We start from the raw sequence: 25,141 nt of genomic DNA, 5'->3' as shown, positions 1-25,141 counted from the left end.
GTGAGCCCGATGAGCCAGGCGGCGCAGAATCTCAACTGGTTGATCACCAATTTCGTGGACAACACCCCCGGGGTGTCCCACACCGTGGTGGTCTCCGCCGACGGACTCCTGCTGGCCATGTCCGAGGGCTTCCCGCGGGACCGCGCGGACCAGCTGGCCGCCGTGGCGTCCGGTCTTACCTCGCTCACCGCGGGGGCGTCCCGGATCTTCGAGGGGGGTGCCGTCAACCAGACCGTCGTGGAGATGGAGCGCGGCTTCCTCTTCATCATGTCCATCTCCGACGGCTCCTCGCTCGCCGTGCTCGCCCACCCCGAGGCCGACATCGGCCTGGTCGGGTACGAGATGGCGCTCCTCGTCGACCGTGCAGGCACAGTACTTACACCGGACCTTCGCGCCGAACTCCAAGGAAGTCTTCTCAACTGACAGACAGTGCGCTTGACGCCGCCTCACCATTAAGGTGCGGTGGCGCGGCTCCGCAGCGATGCGGGGCCGGCAGCCGGCAGTCGGAGGAGGAAAAGTGGCGACACCCCCAGACGGGTACCCCTATGACGGGACCCGGCGGTACCCCGGTGGCCCAGGTCCGCGGCACTCAGGACCCGGCGCCGCGGCGGCGGGTGGCTCCCCCGACGGCATGCCGTACCGGGGAGTGCACCCGAGCGGTGCGCAGCCCGGCACCTCGCAGCACGGCGGGCCGCGGCAGGGCGGCGCGTACCCGGGGGTGCACCCGAGCGGCGCGCAGCCCGGCGGCACGTACCAGGGTGGCGGCTACCCCGGCGGCCCCTACCCGCAGGGCCCCTCCTACCCGGGCCCGGTGCGCCAGGGCGGCCAGCTGGGCCATCCGGGTGGTTCCCAGGACGCCTCGGGCGGCCCCTTCCAGGGCGGCCGCGCCGAGCAGGGCCCGTACGGGCCCCCGCGGATCCAGCCGGTCGCCCCGCGGCGCGCGCCCGAGCCCACCAGGGAGCCCACGGGCCCGCACAACCCCCTGGTGCGTCCGTACGCGATGACCGGTGGCCGCACCAGGCCCCGGTACCAGCTCGCGATGGAGGCACTGGTCAGTACCACGGCAGAACCGTCGTCGCTGCACGGGCAGTTGCCCGAGCACCAGCGGATCTGCCGGCTCTGCTTCGAGGTCAAGTCGGTCGCCGAGATCTCGGCGCTGCTCTCGATTCCCCTCGGCGTCACCCGGATCCTCGTCGCCGACCTGGCGGAGGCCGGACTCGTCGCCATCCATCAGCCCGGCGGTGACGAGTCCGCCGGCGGCCAACCAGATGTGACACTGCTCGAAAGGGTGCTCAGTGGACTTCGCAAGCTCTAGCGGCGCAGCGACCGCCCGCTCAACCACCAGCGCGAAGATCGTGGTGGCGGGCGGATTCGGCGTGGGCAAGACCACGTTCGTCGGCGCCGTCTCGGAGATCAACCCGCTGCGTACCGAAGCCGTCATGACCAGCGCCTCCGCAGGCATCGACGACCTCACCCACACCGGAGACAAGACCACCACCACCGTGGCCATGGACTTCGGACGCATCACCCTCGACCAGGACCTCATCCTCTACCTCTTCGGCACCCCAGGACAGGACCGCTTCTGGTTCATGTGGGACGACCTCGTACGCGGCGCCATCGGCGCCATCGTCCTCGTCGACACCCGCCGCCTCGCCGACTGCTTCCCCGCAGTCGACTACTTCGAAAACTCAGGACTCCCCTTCGTCATCGCCCTCAACGGCTTCGACGGACACCAGCCCTACACCCCAGAAGAAGTACGCGAAGCACTCCAGATCGGCCCCGACACCCCCATCATCACCACCGACGCCCGCCACCGCGCAGACGCCAAAAGCGGACTCATCACCCTCGTCGAACACGCCCTCATGGCACGGCTGCGCTGACAGCGGCGCCTTCGACGAGGCGAGCAACGCGAAAGGGCCCCGCACTCCGAGGAGTTCGGGGCCCTTCGCGCGGGCGGAGCCTGCGCGGCACCGCGCCGCCTCGTGCTCAGCCCTGCCAGCTGTGCGGGGCGCGGAAGCCGGGCGTGCGCTCCAGGCGGCGCCAGCCGGCGACGGAGCGGCCCCGCACGACGGGCGCGGCGGCGCCGGTGGCCGAGGCGCGGGCGAGCAGGACAGCCGTGATGGCGGCCAGTTCCTCTGCGTCGGCCCGGCCCTTCTCCACGCGGAGCAGGGAGGCGGCCGAGACAGCGGGGGCGGCTGTGGTGGTTTCGCTCATGGGTGGGTCTCTCCGTGGGTCGGTCGCCGGCGTCACTGCGGGGGGTTGCCGTGCTTGCGGCTCGGCAGGTCCGCGTGCTTGGTGCGCAGCATCGCGAGGGCGCTCACCAGGACCTCGCGGGTCTCCGCAGGGTCGATGACGTCGTCCACGAGGCCGCGCTCGGCCGCGTAGTAGGGGTGCATCAGCTCGGCCTTGTACTCCTTGACCATGCGGGAGCGCATGGCGTCGGGGTCCTCGGCGTCGGCGATCTGGCGGCGGAAGATGACGTTGGCCGCGCCCTCCGCGCCCATGACGGCGATCTCGTTGGTGGGCCAGGCGTAGGTCAGGTCTGCGCCGATGGACTGGGAGTCCATGACGATGTACGCGCCGCCGTACGCCTTGCGCAGGATCACGGAGATCCGCGGGACGGTGGCGTTGCAGTACGCGTACAGCAGCTTGGCGCCGTGCCGGATGATGCCGCCGTGCTCCTGGTCGACGCCGGGCAGGAAGCCGGGGACGTCGAGCAGGGTGATGATCGGGATGTTGAAGGCGTCGCACATCTGGACGAAGCGCGCGGCCTTCTCGGACGCCTCGATGTCCAGCACCCCGGCAAGGGACTGCGGCTGGTTGGCGACGATGCCGACGACCTGTCCGTCCATCCGGGTGAGCGCGCAGATGATGTTGGTCGCCCAGCGCTCGTGGACTTCGAGGAAGTCGCCGTCGTCGACGAGCTCCTCGATGACCTTGCGCATGTCGTACGGGCGGTTGCCGTCGACGGGCACCAGGTCGAGCAGCGACTCCGCGCGGCGGTCGGCCGGGTCGCCGGTCTCCGCCGCCGGGGGGTTCTCGCGGTTGTTCTGCGGCAGCAGCGACAGGAGGTAGCGCACCTCCGCGATGCACGTCTCCTCGTCGTCGTACGCGAAGTGGCAGACGCCGGAGGTCTCCGCGTGGACATCGGCGCCGCCGAGGCCGTTCTGGGTGATGTTCTCGCCGGTGACGGCCTTGACGACGTCGGGGCCCGTGATGAACATCTGCGAGGTGTCGCGGACCATGAAGACGAAGTCGGTGAGCGCGGGGCTGTAGGCGGCGCCGCCAGCGCACGGGCCGAGCATCACGCTGATCTGCGGGATGACGCCGGAGGCGCGGGTGTTGCGCTGGAAGATGCCGCCGTATCCGGCGAGGGCGGAGACGCCCTCCTGAATACGGGCGCCCGCGCCGTCGTTCAGGGACACCAGGGGCGCGCCCGCGCTGATGGCCATGTCCATGATCTTGTGGATCTTGGTGGCGTGGGCCTCGCCGAGCGCGCCGCCGAAGATGCGGAAGTCGTGCGCGTAGACGAAGACCGTGCGGCCCTCGACCGTGCCCCATCCGGTGACGACGCCGTCGGTGTACGGCTTCTTCTCCTCAAGGCCGAACCCGGTGGCCCGGTGCCTGCGCAGCTGCTCGACCTCCCGGAACGATCCCTCGTCGAGCAGCAGCGCGATGCGCTCGTGCGCCGTCAGCTTGCCCTTGGCGTGCTGCGCCTCGGTGGCCCGGTCGCTGGGGCCTCGGCGGGCGCGCTCGCGCAGCGCCCGCAGTTCCGCGACGCGCCCCCTGGCATCGACGGGCTCGCCAGGGATCTCCTCCACTACGGTCATGTACCAACCCTACGAACGGCGCCGCCCGAGCGCGCCGTGGGTTCCTCACAGTCTCGCCCGCCGTTTCCTGGTGGAGCCGGACAGAAGTGCGGCAGAGGCGTGGCGACCGGACAGCGACGCGCCCGCTCCGGTTGTGCACTCTCCATAGTCCCGGCCCCGGAGGCACCCCATTGCGCCATATGGTTGAACCTTGAACGAGATACGTCTACAGTGGGCCGTACGGACAGTTCCTTGAATGTTAAAAGGAAACGCCCGCTCCCACCACTGAAGGAGACAGTCATGGCACTCTTCGGCCGCAAGTCCTCCCCCGCCTCCGACGTCCAGGCCCCGGCCGCCACCGCGGTCGACCCGGAGCTCGCCGCGCTCAGCGGCACGTACGTGCTGGACCCCGCGCACACCGAGATCGGCTTCAGCGTCCGGCACGCCATGGTCACCAACGTGCGCGGCCACTTCGGCGAGCACGAGGGCACCCTCGTCATCGACGGCGCCGACCCGGCGAACTCCACCGCCCTCATCGAGGTCTCGATGGCCTCCGTCGACACCGGCGCGCCCGACCGCGACGGCCACCTGCGCACGGGCGACTTCTTCGACGTGGAGAACTTCCCCACGATGACGTTCCGCTCGACGCACGCGGAGGAGCGCGGCGGCGACGCGTACCGGATCACGGGCGACCTCACCATCAAGGGCGTGAGCAGGCCGCTCGCCATCGACCTGGAGTTCAACGGCTCCGCGACCGACCCGTTCGGCAACCAGCGCATCGGGTTCGAGGGCACCGCCGAGCTGCTGCGCTCCGACTGGGGCCTGACCTACAACGCCGCGCTGGAGACCGGCGGCGTGCTCGTCGGCGACAAGGTCAAGCTCGTCTTCGACATCTCCGCCATCCGCCAGGCCCCGGCCGCCTGAGCCCCGCGGTGGCCGAGAGGCGCGCGGGGCCGCCGCGGCCCCGCGCGCACAGCCGCACGGCCAGGTGCCGTCTCGGAAGCCACCGCCCCAAAGGACGCCGCCGGGTCAGAAGCCGCCGCCGAACCCGCCGTCGCCGCCACCGCCGAATCCCCCGCCGTCCCCGAAGCCGCCGCCCCCGAAGTCCCCCGGGTCGAAGTCGGCGCCCGTGACGTCGCCGCCGATGTCCCCTCCGTAGTCGCCGTAGCCGCCGTCCGCCGCGTAGGCGGGCCCGGTCAGCGCGGAGCCGAGCAGCGTGCCGAAGAGGAGCCCCGGCAGCAGGCCGCCGCCGAAGTAGCCGCCCGCCCAGGGGCCGTAGACGGGACCGGCCTCCCAGTAGGGGCGCCTGCCGTACACCGTGTCGACGGTGCGGCCCGCGGGCTGCTCGCCGTCGTCGATGCGCGCACCGTCGGCCGCGCAGACCGGCACCGAGCGTGGCACCCCGCCGGGCGGCGTCCACTCCTCGTCCCGTACGGACGGGCCGTGGCGCGGGTCGAAGAAGCACGGCGGCCGCCGCTTTGGCAGCGGCTCGCCGCCGCGGCGGGCCGCGAGCGAGGCGAGCGCGAACCTGCCGTCCTCCAGCGCCGAGGTCACCTTCCGCACGTCGTCGGGGTGGCGCGCGGCCGCCATGTCCGCCTTCGCGGCCTCGTACGCGTCGAGCCCGCGGGCGTAGTCCGCTCGCATCGCGTCGTCTGCGCCCGGCTCCGCGGGGTGGAAGTCGAGCCGGTCGAGCTCCTCGCCGAACGCCGTGATGTCCTCGTCCACCACGACGCGCAGCCGTTCGAGCGCCTCCCGCTCCTGGGAGATCCGCCGGGCGCGGGTGCGGCGCGAGACCGTGTAGACGCCGGCCGCGCCCGCGACGACCACGGCGCCGAGCACCACGAGCGCGGTGGCGGAGCCGGGCCCGCCGCCCGAGTCTCCGTGCCAGGAGGCGGGCGCGCTGCCGCGCAGCTGCGGCAGCGCCTGGTCGACGAAGGCGTCGAGCTGGGTGGCGGCGGAGGCGGGGCCGCCCGCCTTGGCCGCCGAGGTCAGGTTGGAGACCGCCTGGCGGGACAGGACGGAGGAGTCGGCGCCCGCGTTGAAGCCGGAGCCGAGGCGGATCGCGTACAGGCCGCTGATGCCGGTGTCGGTGCGCACGGTCCGCAGGACGCTGTCCTGCGGGAAGTCGGCGGAGTTGGGCAGTACGGCGACGAACAGCGGCTTGTCCGCCTTCTTGATCTTGTCGGCGAGGGCGGTGGCCTGCTTCCCCGAGAGCTGGTCCGAGGCCCGCGGGTCGACGTAGACGGGGCCGCCCTTGAAGGCGGCGGCCACGGTCCCCGGGCCAGTGGCGGCCTCCGCGGCAGGGGCGGCGACGAAGGCGGCCGCCGATCCGGCGAGCAGCACTCCGGCGATGGTGGTCGTACGCCCATGACGCATACCACCACTTTAACCCTTTTGTACCCATTCACGGCCTGCACGGGCGGCGGCCCCGCGGCCCCTGGCGGCCCTGCCGCGCCCCCGGCGGCTCAGGGCGCGGAGCGGCGCACCACGAGCTCGGTCGGCAGGACGACGGGGACGTCGGGCGCGGGGGCGCCCGCGAGGTGGTCGAGGAGCATCCGGGCCGCGGTCTCCCCGAGCAGCCGCGCGGGCTGGCGGACCGTGGTGAGCGGGGGCTCGGTGTGCCGGGCCATCGGCAGGTCGTCGAAGCCGATCACGGCGACGTCGTCCGGCACGGAGCGGCCCGCGGCGCGCAGGGCCCGCAGCGCGCCCGCCGCCGTGAGGTCGTTGTGGGCGAAGACCGCGTCGAACGCGGCGCCCTCCGCGAGGGCGCGCAGGACCGCCCTGCTGCCGGACTCCTCGCCGAAGTCGCCCGGCGCGACGCGGTGTTCCGGCAGAATCTCGGCGAAGCCGCGCAACCGGTCCCGTACGCAGGGGAAGTGGCCCGGCCCGGTGACGACGAGGGGGCGGGTGCGGCCCGCGGCCCGCAGGTGGCGCGCGGCGGAGGCCGCGCCCTCGTGGTTGGTCGTCACCACCGAGGGGAAGTCCGGGTGGCGGCCCCTGTCGTCGATGAGGACGACGGGCAGCCCTCCGCGGTGCAGAGCGGCGACGGTGTCGAGGGTGTTCTCCGGCTCGACCACCAGGAGCCCGTCGAAGGCACGGGCCGAGACCTGCTCCGTGAAGCGCCGGGTGGACTCGGCGCCGCGGTTGCAGGTGTAGAGGAGCAGCCCGTACCCGCGCGCCTCGACGGTGTCCACCACCCCCTGGAGGACCTCGGCGATCCAGGACCAGGTGAGCGAGGGGACCAGCATGCCGAGCGTGCGGCTCGTCCCCCTGGCCAGCCCGACGGCACCCGAGCTCGGCACGTAGCCGAGGCGGCCGATGACGGCACGCACGCGGGCGGCCGTCGCTTTGTCGACTTCACTTCTGGTATTGATGACGCGTGAGACGGTCGTCTTGCTCACGCCGGCCTCGCGTGCGACGTCCGCCATCGTCACCCGCACGCTGACCTCCCGCTTCCCGCGCCGCAGACGAGAGCTGCCGGTACCGCAACCGGTTCCGGAACCGGTACCGGCGCCGGCCCCGAAGTCAACCGCCGACCGGGCGCGCCGTCAACACTTCACGCGGAGATTGGTCCGCACCTTTGTTACACAGGGGCTGGGCCGCAGGTCAGAACGGCAGCCGGGGACACGGGCGTTCACGAGCTGAACGCGGAACCTCTTGACGGGAGTGCGGGGGCGCAGTTCACTCACGCCGCACCCTCCATCGGTCCCCCACCTCAGTGTCGAGAAGGGCAGCCCCACATGCAGAGAACGTCAGGCCCAGGCCGGCGTCTTGCGAGCGTCGCGCTCGCCGGCGCGCTGGCCACCGCGGGCCTCACCGGTCTCGCCGCCGCTCCGGCCCAGGCCGCGAACGAGCAGGTGAACATCACCCTCACCAGCACCGACGACTCCGGCGGCCGGCACGTCACCCGCGGCCTCCAGCAGCAGACCCCGGTCTCCTTCCAGTCGGGGACGGGCGGCAGCGGCACCAACATCACGGTCGACGAGAACACCAAGTACCAGAAGTTCACCGGCGCGGGCGCCTCCTTCACGGACACCGCCGCGTGGCTGATGAACTCCAGCGGCGCGCTCTCCCAGGCGACCCGCACCGACGTGATGAACAAGCTGTTCTCGCCCACGAGCGGCATCGGCGTCAGCTTCCTGCGCAACCCGATGGGCGCCTCCGACCTGGCCCGCAACAGCTACACGTACGACGACGGCGCGGCCGACCCGAGCCTGTCGCGGTTCTCGCTCGCGCACGACCAGGCCGACGTGATCCCGTTGACCAAGCAGGCCAAGCAGCTCGACCCGGCGCTGACCGTGATGGCCTCGCCGTGGACGGCCCCGCCGTGGATGAAGGACAACAACAGCTACAACCAGGGCTGGCTCCAGTCGCAGTACTACAGCGCCTACGCCCAGTACTTCGTGAAGTACATCCAGGGCTACCAGGCCGCCGGGATACCCGTCGACTACGTCTCCGAGCAGAACGAGCCGACGGTCGGCGCCGACTACCCGGGCATGAACTGGAACGGCTCGGGCCTCGCGTACTTCGCCAAGAACAACCTGCTGCCCGCGCTCCAGAACGCCGGACTCAAGACCAAGGTCCTTGCGCTCGACTGGAACCCCGACTCGTACCAGTCGTTCGCCGCGCCCAGTGTGGACGACGCCGCGATCCGCAACCACCCGAACTTCGGCGGCATCGCCTACCACGGCTACACGGGCCACATCGACGTGCAGACGACGGTGCACAACCAGTACCCGGACGTGCCCGCGTTCGACACCGAGCACTCCGGCGGCACCTGGATCGGCAACCAGCAGGACGAGGACATGAACAACCTCGTCGACTACTTCCGCAACTGGGGCCAGAGCTGGGTGAAGTGGTCGCTCGCCGTGGACCAGAACATGGGTCCGCACAACGGCGGCTGCGGCACCTGCACCGGCCTCGTCACCGTCCACAACGACGGCAGCGGCCAGGTCGACTACACCGTCGAGTACTACACGATGGGCCAGCTCACGAAGTTCGTGAAGCCGGGCGCCACCAGGATCGACTCGACCGCGTCCGGCTCACTGCCGAACGTGGCCTTCCAGAACCCCGACGGGTCCAAGGCGCTCGTCGCTTACAACGGCTCGGGCTCGGCCCAGCAGGTCCGCGTCAACTGGGGCGGGGAGAACTTCTCCTACTCCGTCCCCGCGCACACGTCCGCCACCTTCACGTGGTCGGGCACCCAGGCAGGTGGTCCGTCCGCGAAGACGGGCACCTTTCGCGGCCTCGCGGGAAAGTGCCTGGACGTCGCGGGAGCGAACAGCGCCAACGGGACGGCCGTAGACCTCTACGGCTGCAACGGCACCGCGGCCCAGCAGTGGTCGGTGGGCTCCGACGGCACGGTCAAGGCGCTCGGCAAGTGCCTCGACGTCAGCGCGGCGTCCACCGCGAACGGGGCCAGGGTGCAGCTCTACGACTGCAACGGCACCGGGGCCCAGCAGTGGCGGGTCGAGGCGGCGGGCGACGTGGTCAACACCGCGGCGAACAAGTGCCTCGACGTGACCAACCAGGCGTCGGCCGACTCCACTCCGGTGCAGCTGTGGTCGTGCACGGGCGCGGCCAACCAGAAGTGGACCTTCCAGTAGGACCGGGCGGGTGACCCCCGCGACGAAGGCCGCGGGCCGGGGCGTGCGCGCCCCGGCCCGCGCGGCCGCTCAGTCCGCGGCAGGCTCGACCCCGGCCCGCAGCAGCCCGTAGGTGTAGGCGTCGGCCAGTGCGTACCAGGACGCCGCGATCACGTTCTCGCCGACGCCGACGGTGGACCACTCGGCGCCGCCGTCCGAGGTGGTGATCAGCACGCGCGTGATGGACTCGGTGCCCTGCCTGCCCTCCAGGATGCGGACCTTGTAGTCGGCGAGCCGGAACTCCGCGAGCTGCGGGTAGATCCGTTCGAGGCCGAGGCGCAGGGCGAGGTCGAGGGCGTTGACGGGTCCGTTGCCCTCGGCGGTGGCGACGATCCGCTCGCCCTTGGCCCACAGCTTGACGGTGGCCTCGTTGGCGTGGCTGCCGTCGGGGCGGTCCTCGATGATCGCCCGCCAGGACTCCGTGCGGAAGTACGCCACCGGGCGCCCGCCGACCTCGGCGCGCAGCATCAGCTCGAAGGAGGCGTCGGCCGCCTCGTACGTGTAGCCCTTCAGCTCGCGCTCCTTGACCCGGGCGACCACCCGGCCGACCAGGTCGCGGTCGCCGCTGAGGTCGAAGCCCAGCTCCTTGCCCTTGAGCTCGACGGAGGCGCGGCCCGCCATGTCGGAGACGAGCATCCGCATGGTGTTGCCGACGACCTCGGGGTCGATGTGCTGGTAGAGGTCGGGGTCGACCTTGATCGCCGAGGCGTGCAGGCCGCCCTTGTGCGCGAAGGCCGAGACGCCGACGTACGGCTGGTGGGTGGAGGGGGCGAGGTTGACGACCTCGGCGATGGCGTGCGAGATCCGGGTCATCTCGGCGAGCGCGCCGTCCGGCAGGACCCGCCGGCCGTACTTGAGCTCAAGGGCGGCGACCACGGGGAAGAGGTTGCAGTTGCCGACCCGCTCGCCGTAGCCGTTGGCCGTGCACTGCACGTGGGTGGCGCCCGCGTCGACGGCGGCGAAGGTGTTGGCGACGGCGCACCCGGAGTCGTCCTGCGCGTGGATGCCGAGCCTGGCGCCGGTCGCGGCGAGCACCTCGGCCACCGCCGTGTGCACCTGCCCGGGCAGCATCCCGCCGTTGGTGTCGCACAGCACGACCACGTCGGCGCCCGCCTGTGCCGCGGTGCGGACCACGGAGAGCGCGTAGTCCGGGTTGGCGCGGTAGCCGTCGAAGAAGTGCTCGCAGTCCACGAACACGCGCCGGCCCTGTCCGCGCAGGTACGACACGGTGTCCCTGACCATCTCCAGGTTCTCCTCCAGAGTGGTGCGCAGCGCCAGCTCCACATGCCGGTCGTGTGCCTTGGCGACCAGCGTCACCACCGGGGCCCCGGAGTCGACGAGCCCCTTGACCTGCGGGTCCTCCGCGGCCGTGCCGCCCGCTTTGCGGGTCGAGCCGAAGGCGACGAGCTGGGCGTGCCGGAAGTCGATCTCCTCGCGGGCCCGCTGGAAGAACTCCGTGTCCCGCGGGTTGGCGCCCGGCCACCCGCCCTCGATGAACCCCACCCCGAACTCGTCCAGGTAGCGGGCGACAGCCAGCTTGTCCGCCACGGTGAGGTTGATGCCCTCGCGCTGCGCACCGTCGCGCAGCGTCGTGTCGAAGACGTGGAAACTGTCGTCGGGTGCGGTGGCGTGCGTGGTCATGCGGGTTGCTCCTGACTCAGTGGCGCGGAAGCCGCCGGAAAACGAAAAGACCCCTCGCGGATGCGAGAGGTCTGCGCGCGGGTCGTGGCACGGGTGCCGCCGCGTACGTCGGGGTACGGGACGGTCAGCGTGGACCGGCGCGCCTGCTGCCGATAATCATGGCGAACGAGAGCACGGTCCGATTCTGGCACGGCTCAGCGCCGCTGGACCGGGTGTCTCACGATGCGGGCGCCCGCAGGGTCTGGCCGAGGAATTCCCGCACGTGGGCGAGGGCGTCGGCGCGGCCGGTGCCGGGCAGCCCGACCACCACGTGGATGCTCAGGCCGTCGAGCATGGCGCGCAGCCTGGTGGCGTACCTGTCGGGGTCCACCGGGCGGAACTCGCCCCGCGAGACCCCCTCGGCGAGCAGCGCCACCAGGTCGCGGTGCCAGGCGCCCTCGATGGCGGCCTGCCGGTCGCGGGCGTCGTCCGGCGCGTTCTGGGAGCTGTTCCACACCTCGAGCCAGAGCGTCCAGTGCGGGTCGCGGTGGCCGTCGGGCAGGTAGAGGGCGACATAGCCGTCGAGCCGCTCGGCCGCGCTCTGCCGGCGCGAGAGCAGGGCGCTGCGCTCGGCGCCGAGCCGGCCCTCGCTCCACTCCAGGGTGCGCAGCAGCAGCTCGTCCTTGGTGCGGAAGTAGTAGAGCAGGTGGCCGCTGCTCATGCCGACCTCGCGGCCGAGCCCCGCCATGGTCAGCGCGTCGAGGCCGTGCTCGGCGATGGTGTCCATGGCGGCCGCGAGCACGTCCTCGCGCGGCGGGGCGGTGTGGCGGCGGCGCGGCGACACGGTCATCCGTACGTTGTACCCGATGCTCGGCGGCCCGCCCTGCTCAGGGCAGCGGTTGCTGCTGGGTGACGCAGTGGATGCCGCCGCCGGCCGCGAAGACCGTGCGGGCGTCGACCTGGACGACCTCGCGGCCGGGGAAGAGACGGCGGAAGACGGCGGCGGCCTCGGCGTCGCGCGGGTCGTCGAAGGCGCACAGCACCACTCCCCCGTTGCACAGGTAGTGGTTGATATACGAGTGGTCGACCCAGGCGCCGTCCTCGGTGAGCCGGGTCGGGGCGGGCACCTCGACCACGTCGAGCCTGCGGCCGCGCGCGTCGGTCGCGGCGCGCAGCAGCTCCACGATCCGCGCGCACGGCTCGTGGTCGGGGTGGGCGGGGTCGGGCTGGGTGTGCGCGACGACGACGCCGGGCGCGGCGAAGGCGGCGACGATGTCGACATGGCCGCGGGTGCCGTAGCGGCCGTAGTCCGCGGTCAGGCCGCGCGGCAGCCAGACGGCCTTGGTGGTGCCGAGCCTGGCGTGCACCTCCGCCTCGACGCGCTCCCTGGTCCAGCCGGGGTTGCGCTCGGCCCCGAGCTGCACGGTCTCGGTGAGCAGGACGGTGCCCTCGCCGTCGACGTGCACGCCGCCGCCCTCGTTGACCAGGGGCGAGGGGTGGACGGGGACGCCGGCGAGGTCGGCGACATGGGCGGCGATCTTCGCGTCGTGCTCCCAGCGCGCCCACTCCTGGGCGCCCCAGCCGTTGAACGTCCAGTCGACGGCGGCGAGCCGCCGCCCGTCGCTGACGAAGGTGGGGCCGATGTCGCGCATCCACGCGTCGTCGAGCTCCCGCTCGACCACGTCGATGTCCTGGCCGAGCAGCGCACGGGCCCGGGCCGCGGCGCCGGGGCGCGCGACGACGGTGACCGGCTCGAACCGGCGTACGGCGCGGGCCACTTCGGCCCAGGCGTCCTCGGCGGCCGCGAGCCGCTGCGGGGTGTCGAAGGTGGGGTTGGGGCCGGGCCAGGCCATCCAGGTGCGCTCGTGCGGGGCCCATTCGGGCGGCATGCGGAACACGGCTGTCCTCACAGAAGGCGGTGGTGGCGGGGAGCGGCCGCTCCCGCGGATGTCAGAGGAATCCGATGGGTCGGAGGGGCATGAGGAGTCGGAGGGGCCTGGGCCATCAGGGGAACCCGACGCATCGGAGGGACGTGAGGAATCACAGGAAGTAGAGGCGGTTGAGGGGCACGGACTCGACGGGCTCCGCGCGCACCGGGTCGCCGTCGAGGGTGACGCGGCCCGTCGACGCGTCGACCCGCACGTCGCCGGTGCGGGTGTTGCGCACCAGGTCGGCCGGGCCGATGCCGCGGGTGCCGCGCACGGCGACGCGACGGCGGCGCGTCGGCATCAGGTCGGTGCCGAGCGCGGCGGCCGCGCCGGAGACGAACGCGACGGACAGATCCGCGGGGGCGGCCCCGTGCGCGCCGAACTGCGGTCCGAGCACGAGCGGCTGGCAGTCGTCGGTGGCCGCGCCCGGGTCGCCGGTGACGCCGTACGCGGGGAAGCCCGACTTCAGTACGAGCTGCGGCTTGGCGCCGAAGGAGCCCGGCTGCCACAGCACGATGTCGGCGAGCTTGCCCGCTTCGAGCGAGCCGACCTCGTGAGCGAGGCCGTGCGCGATGGCCGGGTTGACGGTGAGCTTGGCGATGTAGCGCAGGACGCGGGCGTTGTCGTCGCCTTCCCCGTCGCCCTCCGCCGGTCCTCGGGCGGCCTTCATGGCGGCGGCCATCGCGAAGGTGCGCCGCACGGTCTCGCCTGCGCGGCCCATGCCCTGGGCGTCCGAGGAGGTGATGCCGATGGCGCCGGCGTCGTGCAGCACGTCCTCGGCGCCCATGGTGCCCGCCCTGATCCGGTCGCGGGCGAGCGCGGCGTCGCCCGGCAGGTCGGGCTTGAGGCCGTGGACGGAGACGATCATGCCGTAGTGCTCGGCGACCGCGTCGCGGCCGAACGGCAGGGTGGGGTTGGTGGAGGAGCCGATGACGTTCGGGACGCCCGCCATGCGCAGCACGTTGGGCACGTGGCCGCCGCCGCAGCCCTCGATGTGGAAGGCGTGAATGGTCCTGCCCTCCAGCACGGCGAGGGTGTCCTCTACGGTCAGGCACTCGTTCAGCCCGTCGCTGTGCAGGGCGACCTGGACGTCGTGCTCCTCGGCGACGCGCAGCGCGGTGTCGAGGGCGCGGGTGTGGGCGCCCATGTCCTCGTGGACCTTGAAGCCCGAGGCGCCGCCCTCGGCGAGCGCCTCCACGAGGGGCGACGGTTGTGAGGACGAACCGCGGGCCAGGAAGCCGATGTTGACGGGCCAGGCGTCGAAGGCGGCGAAGGCGTGGCGCAGCGCCCAGGGCGAGTTGACGCCGACGCCCCAGACCGGGCCGAACTCCTGGCCGACGACGGTGGTGACGCCGGAGGCGAGAGACGCCTCCATGACGCGCGGCGAGAGCAGGTGGACATGGGTGTCGACGGCGCCCGCGGTGGCGATCAGGCCCTCGCCCGGGACGATGGTGGTGCCGGTGCCGACGACCACGTCCACGCCGTCGAGGGTGTCGGGGTTGCCCGCCCTGCCGAGGGCCGCGATCCGGCCTTCTCGTATGCCGATGGACGTCTTCCTGATCCCGGCGACCGCGTCGATCACCAGCACGTTGCTGATGACGACGTCGCAGGTGTCGCGGACTGCCGCGGCCTTGAGGTGCAGGCCGTCGCGCGCGGTCTTGCCGAAGCCCGCGAGGAACTCGTCGCCTGGGCGCTGGGAGTCGGACTCCACGCGGACGACGAGCCCGCTGTCGCCGAGCCGTATCCGGTCGCCCGCGCGGGGGCCGTGCACCGCCGCGTACTCGTCGGGGTCCATGGGGCTCATCCGGCGTCCTCTCCCGTGGTGCCAGGGCTTTCCGCGCTGCCGCCGCGCCGCGGCGCGGGCCCGGGGGCGTGCGCGCCGAGGTAGCCGCAGGCCGCAGCTCTGCGCAGGGCCTCGTCCCGAGCACCCGGGGCGTCGAGCGGGCCGTCGACGAGGCCCGCGAAGCCGATCGCGATCCGGTCGCCGCCGATCGGCAGCAGGCCGACCTGCCCGGTGGCGCCCGGCGCGAAGCGCACGGAGGAGCCGGCGGGGACGGCGAGGCGCATCCCGTAGGCGGCCGAGCGGTCGAAGTCGAGGCGGGGGTTGGCCTCGAAGAAGTGGAAGTGGGAGGTGACGCTGACCGGGACGGCGGCCGTGTTGCGCACGGCCAGGGTGCGCGCGGGTGCGGGCTCGGGGTGCGGCGGCGCGGGCAGCAGCGCGCCCGGAGCGATGCGCGCCGGGTCGCCGTCGCCGCCGATCGGGTCGTGGACGACGGCGAGCCGCGAGCCGTCGTCGAAGACGGCCTCCACATGGATCTCGGTGACGAGTTCGGCGACGCCCGGCAGCACGTCGGCGGGGCCGAGCACGGCGCGGCCCGCCGCGACCGCCTCGGCGAGCCTGAGCCCGTCGCGAGCGGCCTCGCAGACGGTGTCGGCGATCAGCGCGGTGGCCTCGGGGACGTTGAGCCGCAGGCCGCGCGCCCTGCGGGCCCTGGCGAGGCAGGCGGCGTCGAACAGCAGCAGCCGGTCGCGCTCCGTCGGGGTGAGTCGCATCGAGCCACACCTCCCTTTCGAACAACACTCTAACCAGAGAAATCCATGAACGTCATGTGTCGGAAACATTGACGGGTGAGCCTGACTGAGTCAGATTGAGCACCACTCAAACATGGCGGCTCGCAGGGTCGCGGTGTCCCCCGCCCCCACGCCGCCGAACGCCCGCACCGCCCCACATCGCCGCACACGCAGTGCCAGGGAGAGCGCCCATGCCGACGGAACAGCGCGGAGTCGACACCATCCCGGACGGGGAACGCACCAGCGGGCCCCGCGACCTGATGAGCATCCTGCTGGGGTCCAACCTCTGCCTCGGGGTGGTCATCTTCGGCTGGCTCCCGGTCTCCTACGGCCTCGGCATGGCGGGGGCCGTCTCCTCGATCGTGGCCGGGACCGTCGCCGGGGTCGTGGTCACCGCGCCGCTCGCGCTGGTCTCGCTGCGCACCGGCACCAACCTGTCCACGTCGAGCGGCGCGGCCTTCGGGGTGCGCGGGCGCCTCGTGGGCTCGGTGGTCGGGCTGCTGCTCTCGCTCGGCTACACGGCGCTGACGCTGTGGATCGGCGGGGACGTGACGATCTCCACGCTCGCCCGGCTGACCGGGCTGCCGACGGGCGGCGCCGTGCACACCGCGGTGTACGCGGTGCTCGCCGCCCTCACCGTCGTCGGCGCGGTCTACGGCTACCAGCTGCTGCTGCGGATGAGCAAGGCGCTCGCCGTCGTCATGACGGCCCTGCTGGTCGCGGGCCTGTTCGCCTACGCGCCGCACCTGACGACGCAGGCGCCCCCGCACACCCCGTACCTGCTCGGCTCGTTCTGGCCGACCTGGCTGCTGTCCGCGGTGACGGCGGGGCTGAGCGGCCCGGTCGCCTTCATCACCCTGCTCGGCGACTACACCCGCTATGTCTCGCCGCGCCGCCACGGCAGGCGCGCGGTGTACGCGGCGACCTGCGCGGGCCTGTTCGCAGGGCTGCTGGTGCCGCAGCTGTTCGGCACGTACACGGCGTACGCGGCGCGCGCCGCGCTCGACTACGCGGGGCCGCTGGTCGCCGCCTCGCCCGGCTGGTACCTGGTGCCGCTGCTCGTGGTGGCGCTCGCGGGGTCCGTGGGCAACTCCGGCCTGATGCTCTACTCGATGGGCCTCGACCTCGACGCGATCCTGCCGCGCGCCACCCGGGTGCGGGCCACCCTGGTGGTCGCCGTCGTCGCCACCGTCTTCGTCTTCGTGGGCCACTTCGCGTGGGACGCGCAGAACGCGATGACCACCTTCGTGCTGCTGCTCACCGCGGTCGGCATGCCGTGGGCGGTGATCACCCTGATCGCCCACCGCAGGACGGGCGGGGTGTACGACGCCGACGCGCTCCAGGTCTTCAACCGGCGCAGCCGGGGCGGCATCTACTGGTACCGGGCCGGCTGGCACCCGCGCGCCACGCTCGCCTGGGCGGTCGGCGCCGCGGTCGGCCTGTGCGGGGTCTCGACGCCGTACGAGGGGCCGCTGCTGCGCCTGACCGGCGGCATCGACTGCTCGTTCGTGCTCTCGGGGCTCGCGGGCGGCGCGGTCTACCTGGTCCTGACGCGCACGGCGCCCGTCCCCGCGGCCGCCCTCGCCGGCGAGTCGGCCTGAGGACAACGGCCTCCCCCCGCCGCCCGCCGTGCGCGGCGGGCGGCGGCCTGGCGGGCGCTCAGGACGTCTGGTTCTCCCGGTGCTCCCGGCTGAAGAACTCGATGATGTCCTGGAGCGAGGAGTTGTTCGCCGCCTCCGCGGCCGCCCCCGCCTCGGCGCTGCGGGGAAAGAGCGCCTCCTCGTACGCGGCGAGCGCGGCCTCGGTCTCGCCGGGGTGCGCGGCGAGGGCGAGGGCGAGCTCGGCGCCGTCCTGGAGCGCGAGGTTGGCGCCCTCGCCGTCCGGGGGCGCGAGGTGGGCGGCGTCGCCGACGAGGGTGACCCCCGGGGTGCGCTGCCAGGAGTGCCCGGTGGGCAGCCCGTGGAGGGGGCGGAGCACGGGCGGGGTGTCGGCGTCCGTGATGAGCGCCGTCAGCTCGGGCGCCCAGCCGTCGAACTCCGCGGCGATCCGCGCGGCGGCCGCCGCCCCGTCGGTGAAGTCGACGGCGTCGAACCAGGCGAGCGGCCTGGCGAGCGCGACGTAGGCGTGCAGGGTCTCGCCGCTCTCGCGGTGCGCGCCCATCCACCGCTCGTTCGTGTCGAACGCGAACATCGAACCGCCGCCGACCGCCTTGGCGGTGGCGGGGTGCCGGCTCTCCGCGTCGAAGAGGTACGTCTCGACGAAGGAGGTGCCCGAGTAGGCGGGCACCGCGCCGGAGACCAGCGGCCGGACCTTCGACCAGGCGCCGTCGGCGCCCACCAGCAGCTCGGCGGTCGTGGTGGTGCCGTCGGCGAAGGCCACCTCGTGGCGCCCCTCGCCGAGGGACCGTACGCCGCTGACCTTGCGGCCCCAGCGGACGGTGCCCTCGGGCAGCGAGTCGAGCAGGATGCGCCGCAGGTCGCCGCGCTGGATCTCGGGGCGGCCGCCGGTGCCGTCGTCGGCCTTGTCGAACAGGACCGTGCCGTCGGGGGACAGCGCCCTGATGGCCTGGCGGCCTTCGAGGACCGCACCGCGGAACGCGTCGAGGAGTCCCGCCGCTTCCAGAGCCGGCTGGCCGTTGTCGTCGTGGATGTCGAGCATCCCGCCCTGGGCGCGGGAGGCCGGCGAGGGCTCACCCTCGTAGACGGTGGCGGGGATGCCGTGGAGGTGCAGGACGCGGGCGAGGACGAGGCCGCCGAGCCCGGCGCCGACGATCGTGACATGGGTCCGCATGGGGTTCCTTGCCTGTCGGGGTCCCGCGGGGCGGTCGCCCCGCGGTTCTGCCGCCAGGTTCGCCGCCCCCGTCGACAGGGTGCCGACATACTCCCGACAGCCCGCCGACACCCCGACAGCCCGCCGACACCGTGCGCGGCGCGGCGGCGGTGGCCCGGACACCGGCGCGGGGCCGGCCGGGGCGCCCCCGGCCGGCCCCGCGGGGTGGTTCAGGCGATGCGGTGGAGCCAGCCGTGGGTGTCCTCGGCCGCACCGGTCTGGATGTCGAGGAGCGTCCTGCGCAGCCGCATGGTGACCTCGCCGGGCGCGGGGACCGTCCAGTCCCCGCCCTTGGACTTGACCTGGCCGACGGGGGTGATGACGGCGGCCGTGCCGCAGCCGAAGACCTCGGTCAGCGAGCCGTCGGCCGAGGCCCTGCGCCAGTCCTCGACGGAGATCCGCTCCTCCACGACCTCGTAGCCGAGGTCGGCGGCGATGGTGAGGAGGGAGTCGCGGACGATGCCCGCGAGGAGGGAGCCGGAGAAGGCGGGCGTGGCGACCTTGTCGCCGTAGACGAAGAACAGGTTGTTGGTGCCCATCTCCTCGATCCACCGGCGCTCGACGCCGTCGAGCCAGACCACCTGGTCGCAGCCGTGGGCGGTGGCCTCGGCCTGCGCCAGCAGCGAGGATGCGTAGTTGCCGCCCGCCTTGGCCTCGCCGGTGCCGCCGGGGGCCGCGCGGACGTAGTCGTCGGAGATCCACACCGAGACCGGCTTCACACCGCCGCTGAAGTAGGCGCCCGCGGGCGAGGCGATGACGATGAACAGGAACTCGTTGGCCGGGTGCACGCCGACGCCGACCTCGGTGGCGAACATGAAGGGCCGCAGGTAGAGGCTCTCCTCGCCGCTGGCGGGGACCCAGTCGGCGTCCTGCTTGACCAGCGCGTCGCACGCGGCGACGAACAGCTCGTCGGGCAGCTCGGGCATGGCCATGCGGCGGGCGGAGCGCCGGAAGCGGCGGGCGTTGGCCTCGGGCCTGAAGGAGGCGACCGAGCCGTCGGCCTGCCGGTACGCCTTGAGCCCCTCGAAGATCGTCTGCGCGTAGTGCAGCGTCATGTTGGCGGGGTCGAGGGAGAGCGGGGCGTACGGCACCAGCTGGGCGTCGTGCCAGCCGCGGCCCTCGGTCCAGCTGATCGTCACCATGTGGTCGGTGAAGTGGCGGCCGAAGCCGGGGTCGGCCAGGATGCGCTCGCGGTCGGCCGCGGGAACCAGGTTCGACGAGGGCTTGAGCTCGATCGTGGGCGTGGTCATCAGTAATCGTCCTTCACCGGTTGTGTGTGGCGGACCGCGGCACACCCCCTGGCCGTCCCGGACTGCCCCGAACTACGAGGACGTCCGAGTATCCCCGGAAACAGCGGTCGCAGCACGATTATCACGCGCGCGGGCCGCGCCGGAGGGCGGGCGGAGGGTGAGTACGGCCACTGGGGGTGGTGCGCCCGGTGGCGGCATGCGGCAGCCGCCGGGCGCGGTGTGCACCCGGCGGCTGTGGTGTTTCCGTCGGGTCAGCCCGCTACGCGTACCGCGAGCGCGTCGCCGATCTCGTCGGTGGTGCGTGGGGTCCCGTCGCGCTCGGTGAGGTCGGCGGCCACGGCCTCCTCGACGGCGGTGGCCTCGGCGTCGAAGCCGAGGTGGCGCAGGAGCAGGACGACCGAGAGCACGGTCGCCGTGGGGTCGGCCTTGCCCTGGCCCGCGATGTCCGGCGCGGAGCCGTGGACCGGCTCGAACATGGACGGGAAGGTGCCGTCCGGGTTGATGTTCGCCGAGGCGGCGATGCCGATGCCGCCGGAGACCGCGGCGGCGAGGTCGGTCAGGATGTCGCCGAAGAGGTTGTCGGTGACGATCACGTCGAACCGCTCCGGCTGGGTGACCAGGAAGATCGTGGCGGCGTCGACGTGCAGGTAGTCCGTGGTGACCTCGGGGTACTCGCGGCCCACGCGGTCGAAGATGTTCTTCCACAGGTGTCCCGCGTAGACGAGGACGTTGTTCTTGTGGACGAGCGTCAGCTTCTTGCGGGGGCGGGCGTTCGCCCGCTCGTAGGCGTCGCGCACGACGCGCTCCACGCCGTACGCGGTGTTGAGGCTGACCTCGGTGGCCACCTCGGCGGGGGTGCCGGTGCGCAGCGAGCCGCCGTTTCCGGTGTACGGGCCCTCGGTGCCCTCGCGCACGACGACGAAGTCGATCGCCGGGTTCCCGGCGAGCGGCGACGCGGTGTTCGGGAAGAGGCGCGAGGGGCGCAGGTTCACGTAGTGGTCGAAGGCGAAGCGCAGCTTGAGCAGCAGCCCGCGCTCCAGTACGCCCGAGGGGACGGACGGGTCGCCGATCGCGCCGAGCAGGATGGCGTCGTGGGCCTTGAGGGCTTCGAGCTCCTCGTCGGGGAGGGTCTCCCCGGTGCGGTGCCAGCGGCCCGCACCGAGGTCGTAGTGCTTGGTCTCCAGCTTGACGTCCTGCGGCAGGACGGCTTCCAGGACCTTGAGGCCCTGGGCCACGACTTCCTTGCCGATGCCGTCACCGGGGATCACTGCGAGATCGATGCTGCGAGACATGGCGGCAGCCTAGCGCGCGTCCCAGGGAATGACATCGGGCGTCCACATGGCGGACGCGGGGCCCGTCTCCCGCGGGGGGCTCAGTGGCCGGTGGAGCCGCCGTTGTCCCTGCGGTCGAGGGCGCGCTGGAGGGCGGCCGCCGCGTTCCTGCGGTCGGACTCGCTCGTGCGGGGGGTGTGGCGGGTCCGGGTGCGGCGGACGATCGTCTCTGCCATGGGGATCGACTCCTTCTGCCAGCTGGAGCCGCGCGGCGGCGGGGCGCGCGCGGCGCACGGAGGGGTGACCGGAACCAGGGGCGGGGGACCCGCCCCGCAGGGGTGGCCTGCCTCGGGGGCTGTCCGCGTCCGCCGCCGCTCGATGGAGCGTCACGTCCGGCGTTCTCCACGCTAAGGGAGGCCGTGCGCGCTGTCTGCCTCATTACTCGGACTTCCTACTATCTGAGACGGACGGCGCCCGCACGGCACCCTCCAGGGGGACGGGCGCCCCGCGCGGCGGCCGTTTCCGCGGGGCCCGCGGGGGCAGCCGGAGGTGCGGGAGGGGTGGCCATGAGCGCATGGACGGCGGGGCTCAGACGGTGCGGGCGGCTCGGGCGGGCAGGCGGGCGGCTCGGCGGGGACGGGGCGCGGCGGGCGGCGGACAGCCCGGCCATGGAGGTGGCGGCCCGCTGGGGCTTCACCGCATGCGGGGTCATCTACGTGCTGATCGGCCTGCTCGCGCTGCGGATCGCGGGCGACGGCGGGCACGGCGGGCAGCAGGCGGACCGGGGCGGCGCGCTCGCGGAGCTCGCCGGCACCCCGGTCGGCGCCGTGCTGCTGTGGGCGGTGGGCGTCGGACTGGCCGGAATGGCGCTGTGGCGGCTGTCGGAGGCGATGGTCGGCGCGGCCACGGTGGACGGGCGCACGGTGCGGCTGCGGCTGCTCTCGGCCCTGCGCTGCGTGTTCTACGGCTTCGCCGCGTACTCCGTGCTGGCCTTCGCGCTCGGCGACCGCGGCAGCGGGAGCGGCGCGAGCGACGCGCAGTCCCGCGATGTGACGGCGCGGGTGCTCGGGGTGCCGGGCGGGCGCTGGATCGTGGGGGTGCTGGCCGCCGCCGTGGTGGTGACCGGCGTGTGGATGGGGGTGCTCGCGGTGCTGCGGCGCTTCCGCAGGCAGCTGCGGCCTGAGCGGATGTCCCGCGCGGCCCGTGTCTTCGTCGACGTGACCGGGGTGGCGGGCGGTGCGGCGCGCGGGCTGACCGTGGCGGCGGCCGGCGCGTTCGCGCTGGAGGCGGCCGCCGTCTACGACCCGGACCGCGCCAAGGGCTTCGACGACACGCTGCGCTCCTTCGCCGCCGCGCCCGCCGGGGTGTGGCTGCTCGGCCTCGTCGCCCTCGGGCTCGCCCTGTTCGGCCTGCACTGCTTCGGCATGGCGCGCTGGCACCGGGTGTCCTGACCCCGCTCCCCCGCCGCCGCGGACACGGCCCGGGGCCGCCCCGCCTCCCCTTCCGGGTGCGGGGCGGCCCCGGGCCGCTGTGCGGGTCAGCCCATGTGCGGGTAGCGGTAGTCGGTCGGCGGGACCAGCGCCTCCTTGATGGCGCGGGTCTGCGTCCAGCGCATCAGGTTCTGCGGGGCGCCCGCCTTGTCGTTGGTGCCCGAGGCCCGCGCGCCGCCGAACGGCTGCTGGCCGACGACCGCGCCGGTCGACTTGTCGTTGATGTAGAAGTTGCCCGCGGCGTAGCGCAGCTTCTCCATCGCGGCGGCGGTCGCCGCCCGGTCGCGGGAGATGAACGAGCCGGTGAGCGCGTAGTCCGCGACGGACTCCATCTGGTCGAGCACGGCGTCGTAGTCGGCGTCGTCGTAGACGTGCACGGCGAGGATCGGCCCGAAGTACTCGGTGGTGAAGACCTCGTTCTCCGGGTCGGTGCACTCGATCACGGTGGGCCGCACGAAGTAGCCGACCGAGTCGTCGTACGTGCCGCCGGCGACGATCGTGCAGGCCGGGTCGGCGGCGGCGCGGTCGATGGCGGCCTTGTTCTTGGCGAAGGCGCGCTCGTCGATCACGGCGCCGACGAAGTTCGACAGGTCGGTGACGTCGCCCATGGCGATGGCGTCGACCTCGGCCGCGAACTCCTCCTTGAAGCCGTCGTTCCAGAGGGAGGCGGGGAGGTAGGCGCGGGAGGTGGCCGAGCACTTCTGGCCCTGGTACTCGAAGGCGCCGCGGGTCAGCGCGGTCTTCAGCACGGCGCGGTCGGCGCTCGGGTGCGCGACGACGAAGTCCTTGCCGCCGGTCTCGCCGACGATGCGCGGGTAGGTGCGGTACTTCTCGATGTTCTCGCCGACCGTCCGCCACAGGTGCTGGAAGGTCTTCGTCGAGCCGGTGAAGTGGATGCCCGCCAGGTCGCGGTGGGTCAGGGCCACGTCGGAGACGGCGATGCCGTCGCCCGTCACCAGGTTGATGACGCCCTTCGGCAGGCCCGCCTCCTCAAGCAGCTCCATCAGGAGGACCGCGGCGAGCGTCTGCGTCGGCGACGGCTTCCACACCACGACGTTGCCCATCAGGGCAGGCGCGGTGGGCAGGTTGCCCGCGATCGCCGAGAAGTTGAACGGCGTGATCGCGTAGACGAAGCCCTCCAGCGGGCGGTGGTCGAGGCGGTTCCAGACGCCGGGCGAGTTGGCGGGCGGCTGCTCGGCGAGCAGGTCGCGGGCGTAGCTGACGTTGAAGCGCCAGAAGTCGATCAGTTCGCAGGGCGCGTCGATCTCGGCCTGCTGGGCGGTCTTGCCCTGGCCGAGCATGGTCGCGGCGGCGATCGTCTCGCGCCACGGGCCCGACAGCAGCTCGGCGGCGCGCAGGATGATCGCGGCGCGGTCGTCGAAGGACAGGGCGCGCCAGCCGGGCGCGGCGGCGAGCGCCGCGTCCACGGCGTCCTGCGCGTCCTCGCGGGTGGCGGCTGCGAAGGTGCCGAGCACGGCCTTGTGGCGGTGCGGCTGGACGACGTCGAAGCGCTCGCCTCCGCCCATCCGCCGGGTGCCGCCGATGGTCATGGGCAGGTCACGCGGGTGCCCGGCCAGCTCCTTGAGCTTCTCTTCGAGCCGCGCGCGCTCGGGGGAGCCGGGCGCGTAGCCGTGCACCGGCTCGTTCACCGGGGCGGGGACCTTGGTCACGGCGTCCATGTCAGCCGTCACTCCAATCGGATCGGGGGTGTCGTCCGTGGGCGGGGGTGCGGCGGTCAGCCGCGGCCGGCCAGCGAGCGGAGGAAGAACGCGAGGTTGGCGGGGCGCTCCGCGAGGCGCCGCATGAAGTAGCCGTACCAGTCGGTGCCGTAGGCCACGTACACGCGCATGCGGTGGCCCTCGGCGGCCAGCCGGTGCTGCTCGGCCGAGCGGATGCCGTAGAGCATCTGGAACTCGTAGTCGGTGAGCTTGCGGCCCGCGCGCTGCGCCAGCTCCTGCGCGATGGCGATGAGCCGCGGGTCGTGCGAGCCGACCATCGGGTACCCGTCGCCCTCCATGAGGATGCGCAGGCAGCGCACGTACGCCTTGTCGACCTCGGCCTTGTCCTGGTGGGCGACGGAGGCGGGCTCCCTGTAGGCGCCCTTCACCAGGCGCACCCGGCTGCCCGCGGCGGCGAGCGCCCGGCAGTCGTCCTCGGTGCGGAAGAGGTACGACTGGACGACGGCGCCCGTGCGGGGGAAGCGCTCGCGCAGCGCCGCGTGGATGGCGAGCGTCGAGTCGGCGGTGGTGTGGTCCTCGGCGTCCAGGGTGACCGTGGTGCCGATGGCCGCGGCCGCCTCGACGATGGTGGTGGCGTTCGCGAGCGCGATGTCGTGGCCGCCTGCGAGCGCCTGGCCCATGCAGGAGAGCTTCACGGACATCTCGGCGCGCTCGCCCAGCTGGAGCGGGCCGAGCACCTCGATCAGCCGCAGGTAGGCGTCGCGCGAGCGGGTCGCCTCCGCCGGGTCGGTGACGTCCTCGCCGAGCACGTCGAGGGTGACGTCGAGGCCCTGGCCCGCCATCTCCTCGACGGCCGGCGCGGTCGCCTCGACCGTCTCGCCCGCGATGAAGCGCTTGACGACGGGCTTGGTGAGGGGGGCGGCCGAGAGGGTGCGGCGCAGGGCGTCGCTCCGCGACGCGGCGAGGATCACGGGACCCAGCACGGGGCACCTCCATGAGAGATCGAGCGGGCCGTGGGACTCTCCGGCCACTTCGCACGCTATGGAGCG

General features: G+C 73.0%; 22 protein-coding genes. 7 read left to right on the top strand and 15 right to left on the bottom strand.

Features of this window, described 5'->3' with window-relative positions; genetic code table 11:
* Window positions 1-9 precede the first annotated feature (9 nt).
* From AB0910_RS07410 to AB0910_RS07400, 3 genes are all read left to right on the top strand, one after another.
* Window positions 10-423 (top strand): roadblock/LC7 domain-containing protein, encoded by a 414-nt coding sequence (locus tag AB0910_RS07410; RefSeq protein WP_026057603.1) that lies wholly within the window; start codon window positions 10-12, stop codon window positions 421-423.
* A 208-nt stretch (window positions 424-631) separates the two neighbouring features.
* The gene (locus AB0910_RS07405; protein ID WP_366743565.1) at window positions 632-1,315 is read left to right on the top strand and encodes a DUF742 domain-containing protein; all 684 of its coding nucleotides are present in this window, start codon (window positions 632-634) and stop codon (window positions 1,313-1,315) included.
* Window positions 1,296-1,880 carry an ATP/GTP-binding protein gene (locus AB0910_RS07400; RefSeq protein WP_225012907.1) on the top strand — a complete coding sequence of 195 codons (585 nt, stop codon included), beginning with the start codon at window positions 1,296-1,298 and terminating at the stop codon, window positions 1,878-1,880. The genes AB0910_RS07405 and AB0910_RS07400 overlap by 20 nt, the downstream gene beginning before the upstream one ends.
* Before the next feature lie 106 nt (window positions 1,881-1,986).
* On the opposite strand, the gene AB0910_RS07395 is transcribed toward AB0910_RS07400, so the two are convergent.
* On the bottom strand, window positions 1,987-2,214 hold the full coding sequence (locus tag AB0910_RS07395; RefSeq protein WP_366743564.1) for an acyl-CoA carboxylase subunit epsilon: 228 nt from the start codon (window positions 2,212-2,214) through the stop codon (window positions 1,987-1,989).
* Between the two features lie 32 nt (window positions 2,215-2,246).
* Complete coding sequence (locus AB0910_RS07390) at window positions 2,247-3,830, bottom strand: acyl-CoA carboxylase subunit beta (protein WP_366743563.1); 1,584 nt, start codon at window positions 3,828-3,830, stop codon at window positions 2,247-2,249.
* A gap of 279 nt (window positions 3,831-4,109) precedes the next feature.
* Here AB0910_RS07390 and AB0910_RS07385 point away from each other — a divergent pair, with 279 nt between their 5' ends.
* Complete coding sequence (locus AB0910_RS07385; protein WP_366743562.1) at window positions 4,110-4,733, top strand: YceI family protein; 624 nt, start codon at window positions 4,110-4,112, stop codon at window positions 4,731-4,733.
* A gap of 105 nt (window positions 4,734-4,838) precedes the next feature.
* Here AB0910_RS07385 and AB0910_RS07380 read toward each other — a convergent pair whose 3' ends face one another.
* Window positions 4,839-6,185 carry a hypothetical protein gene (locus tag AB0910_RS07380; RefSeq protein ID WP_366743561.1) on the bottom strand — a complete coding sequence of 449 codons (1,347 nt, stop codon included), beginning with the start codon at window positions 6,183-6,185 and terminating at the stop codon, window positions 4,839-4,841.
* Between the two features lie 89 nt (window positions 6,186-6,274).
* A complete protein-coding gene (locus AB0910_RS07375; protein WP_366743560.1) occupies window positions 6,275-7,249 on the bottom strand; it encodes a LacI family DNA-binding transcriptional regulator in 975 nt (324 codons plus the stop codon).
* Between the two features lie 300 nt (window positions 7,250-7,549).
* On the opposite strand from AB0910_RS07375, the gene AB0910_RS07370 reads away from it, so the two are divergent.
* Complete coding sequence (locus AB0910_RS07370; protein WP_366743559.1) at window positions 7,550-9,415, top strand: ricin-type beta-trefoil lectin domain protein; 1,866 nt, start codon at window positions 7,550-7,552, stop codon at window positions 9,413-9,415.
* A gap of 69 nt (window positions 9,416-9,484) precedes the next feature.
* Here the strand turns inward: AB0910_RS07370 and cimA are convergent, their stop codons facing one another.
* From cimA to ureA, 5 genes are all read right to left on the bottom strand, one after another.
* Window positions 9,485-11,095, bottom strand: coding sequence for a citramalate synthase (gene cimA, locus AB0910_RS07365; protein ID WP_366743558.1), 1,611 nt, complete (start codon window positions 11,093-11,095; stop codon window positions 9,485-9,487).
* Between the two features lie 217 nt (window positions 11,096-11,312).
* Window positions 11,313-11,924, bottom strand: coding sequence for a TetR/AcrR family transcriptional regulator (locus tag AB0910_RS07360; RefSeq protein WP_366743557.1), 612 nt, complete (start codon window positions 11,922-11,924; stop codon window positions 11,313-11,315).
* Between the two features lie 37 nt (window positions 11,925-11,961).
* Window positions 11,962-12,963: an agmatine deiminase family protein gene (locus AB0910_RS07355; protein ID WP_366743556.1), complete on the bottom strand. Its 1,002-nt coding sequence runs from the start codon at window positions 12,961-12,963 to the stop codon at window positions 11,962-11,964.
* 151 nt (window positions 12,964-13,114) lie between these two features.
* Window positions 13,115-14,797, bottom strand: coding sequence for an urease subunit alpha (locus tag AB0910_RS07350; protein WP_366743697.1), 1,683 nt, complete (start codon window positions 14,795-14,797; stop codon window positions 13,115-13,117).
* Between the two features lie 5 nt (window positions 14,798-14,802).
* Window positions 14,803-15,555, bottom strand: coding sequence for an urease subunit gamma (gene ureA / locus AB0910_RS07345; protein WP_366743555.1), 753 nt, complete (start codon window positions 15,553-15,555; stop codon window positions 14,803-14,805).
* A 209-nt stretch (window positions 15,556-15,764) separates the two neighbouring features.
* On the opposite strand from ureA, the gene AB0910_RS07340 reads away from it, so the two are divergent.
* On the top strand, window positions 15,765-17,174 hold the full coding sequence (locus AB0910_RS07340; RefSeq protein WP_366743554.1) for a cytosine permease: 1,410 nt from the start codon (window positions 15,765-15,767) through the stop codon (window positions 17,172-17,174).
* A 58-nt stretch (window positions 17,175-17,232) separates the two neighbouring features.
* Here AB0910_RS07340 and AB0910_RS07335 read toward each other — a convergent pair whose 3' ends face one another.
* The 4 genes from AB0910_RS07335 to AB0910_RS07320 form a co-directional block, all read right to left on the bottom strand.
* A complete protein-coding gene (locus AB0910_RS07335) occupies window positions 17,233-18,363 on the bottom strand; it encodes an NAD(P)/FAD-dependent oxidoreductase (protein WP_366743553.1) in 1,131 nt (376 codons plus the stop codon).
* Window positions 18,364-18,572: 209 nt separating this feature from the next.
* Complete coding sequence (locus AB0910_RS07330; RefSeq protein ID WP_366743552.1) at window positions 18,573-19,652, bottom strand: branched-chain amino acid aminotransferase; 1,080 nt, start codon at window positions 19,650-19,652, stop codon at window positions 18,573-18,575.
* Between the two features lie 251 nt (window positions 19,653-19,903).
* A complete protein-coding gene (locus AB0910_RS07325) occupies window positions 19,904-20,944 on the bottom strand; it encodes a 3-isopropylmalate dehydrogenase (RefSeq protein ID WP_366743551.1) in 1,041 nt (346 codons plus the stop codon).
* Between the two features lie 80 nt (window positions 20,945-21,024).
* Window positions 21,025-21,159, bottom strand: a complete 135-nt coding sequence (locus tag AB0910_RS07320; protein ID WP_366743550.1) for a hypothetical protein — start codon at window positions 21,157-21,159, stop codon at window positions 21,025-21,027.
* 432 nt (window positions 21,160-21,591) lie between these two features.
* Between AB0910_RS07320 and AB0910_RS07315 the strand changes: the two genes are divergently transcribed.
* Window positions 21,592-22,374: a DUF1206 domain-containing protein gene (locus AB0910_RS07315; protein ID WP_366743696.1), complete on the top strand. Its 783-nt coding sequence runs from the start codon at window positions 21,592-21,594 to the stop codon at window positions 22,372-22,374.
* 86 nt (window positions 22,375-22,460) lie between these two features.
* On the opposite strand, the gene pruA is transcribed toward AB0910_RS07315, so the two are convergent.
* Together pruA and AB0910_RS07305 are read right to left on the bottom strand one after the other, a co-directional pair.
* On the bottom strand, window positions 22,461-24,092 hold the full coding sequence (gene pruA, locus AB0910_RS07310; RefSeq protein ID WP_366743549.1) for an L-glutamate gamma-semialdehyde dehydrogenase: 1,632 nt from the start codon (window positions 24,090-24,092) through the stop codon (window positions 22,461-22,463).
* Between the two features lie 56 nt (window positions 24,093-24,148).
* Window positions 24,149-25,075 (bottom strand): proline dehydrogenase family protein, encoded by a 927-nt coding sequence (locus tag AB0910_RS07305; protein ID WP_366743548.1) that lies wholly within the window; start codon window positions 25,073-25,075, stop codon window positions 24,149-24,151.
* Between the last annotated feature and the right edge of the window lie 66 nt (window positions 25,076-25,141).

The sequence above is a fragment of the Streptomyces sp. NPDC047002 genome (genome assembly GCF_040704505.1).
In the GTDB taxonomy this organism is placed as follows: domain Bacteria; phylum Actinomycetota; class Actinomycetes; order Streptomycetales; family Streptomycetaceae; genus Streptomyces.
The sequence above is the reverse complement of the archived record's forward strand: the minus strand, read 5'-3'. Positions and strand labels throughout refer to the sequence as shown.

Excerpts from the sequence above, each read along its gene's own strand:
- AB0910_RS07340 (WP_366743554.1), top strand. The coding sequence starts at position 15,765 with ATGCCGACGGAACAGCGCGGAGTCGACACCATCCCGGACGGGGAACGC.
- AB0910_RS07355 (WP_366743556.1), bottom strand. The coding sequence starts at position 12,963 with ATGCCGCCCGAATGGGCCCCGCACGAGCGCACCTGGATGGCCTGGCCC.
- AB0910_RS07325 (WP_366743551.1), bottom strand. The coding sequence starts at position 20,944 with ATGTCTCGCAGCATCGATCTCGCAGTGATCCCCGGTGACGGCATCGGC.
- AB0910_RS07370 (WP_366743559.1), top strand. The coding sequence starts at position 7,550 with ATGCAGAGAACGTCAGGCCCAGGCCGGCGTCTTGCGAGCGTCGCGCTC.
- AB0910_RS07390 (WP_366743563.1), bottom strand. The coding sequence starts at position 3,830 with ATGACCGTAGTGGAGGAGATCCCTGGCGAGCCCGTCGATGCCAGGGGG.
- AB0910_RS07395 (WP_366743564.1), bottom strand. The coding sequence starts at position 2,214 with ATGAGCGAAACCACCACAGCCGCCCCCGCTGTCTCGGCCGCCTCCCTG.
- AB0910_RS07405 (WP_366743565.1), top strand. The coding sequence starts at position 632 with ATGCCGTACCGGGGAGTGCACCCGAGCGGTGCGCAGCCCGGCACCTCG.
- cimA (WP_366743558.1), bottom strand. The coding sequence starts at position 11,095 with ATGACCACGCACGCCACCGCACCCGACGACAGTTTCCACGTCTTCGAC.
- AB0910_RS07410 (WP_026057603.1), top strand. The coding sequence starts at position 10 with ATGAGCCAGGCGGCGCAGAATCTCAACTGGTTGATCACCAATTTCGTG.
- AB0910_RS07330 (WP_366743552.1), bottom strand. The coding sequence starts at position 19,652 with ATGACCACGCCCACGATCGAGCTCAAGCCCTCGTCGAACCTGGTTCCC.
- AB0910_RS07320 (WP_366743550.1), bottom strand. The coding sequence starts at position 21,159 with ATGGCAGAGACGATCGTCCGCCGCACCCGGACCCGCCACACCCCCCGC.
- AB0910_RS07360 (WP_366743557.1), bottom strand. The coding sequence starts at position 11,924 with ATGACCGTGTCGCCGCGCCGCCGCCACACCGCCCCGCCGCGCGAGGAC.
- AB0910_RS07350 (WP_366743697.1), bottom strand. The coding sequence starts at position 14,797 with ATGGACCCCGACGAGTACGCGGCGGTGCACGGCCCCCGCGCGGGCGAC.
- AB0910_RS07335 (WP_366743553.1), bottom strand. The coding sequence starts at position 18,363 with ATGCGGACCCATGTCACGATCGTCGGCGCCGGGCTCGGCGGCCTCGTC.
- pruA (WP_366743549.1), bottom strand. The coding sequence starts at position 24,092 with ATGGACGCCGTGACCAAGGTCCCCGCCCCGGTGAACGAGCCGGTGCAC.
- AB0910_RS07385 (WP_366743562.1), top strand. The coding sequence starts at position 4,110 with ATGGCACTCTTCGGCCGCAAGTCCTCCCCCGCCTCCGACGTCCAGGCC.
- AB0910_RS07315 (WP_366743696.1), top strand. The coding sequence starts at position 21,592 with ATGGAGGTGGCGGCCCGCTGGGGCTTCACCGCATGCGGGGTCATCTAC.
- AB0910_RS07380 (WP_366743561.1), bottom strand. The coding sequence starts at position 6,185 with ATGCGTCATGGGCGTACGACCACCATCGCCGGAGTGCTGCTCGCCGGA.
- ureA (WP_366743555.1), bottom strand. The coding sequence starts at position 15,555 with ATGCGACTCACCCCGACGGAGCGCGACCGGCTGCTGCTGTTCGACGCC.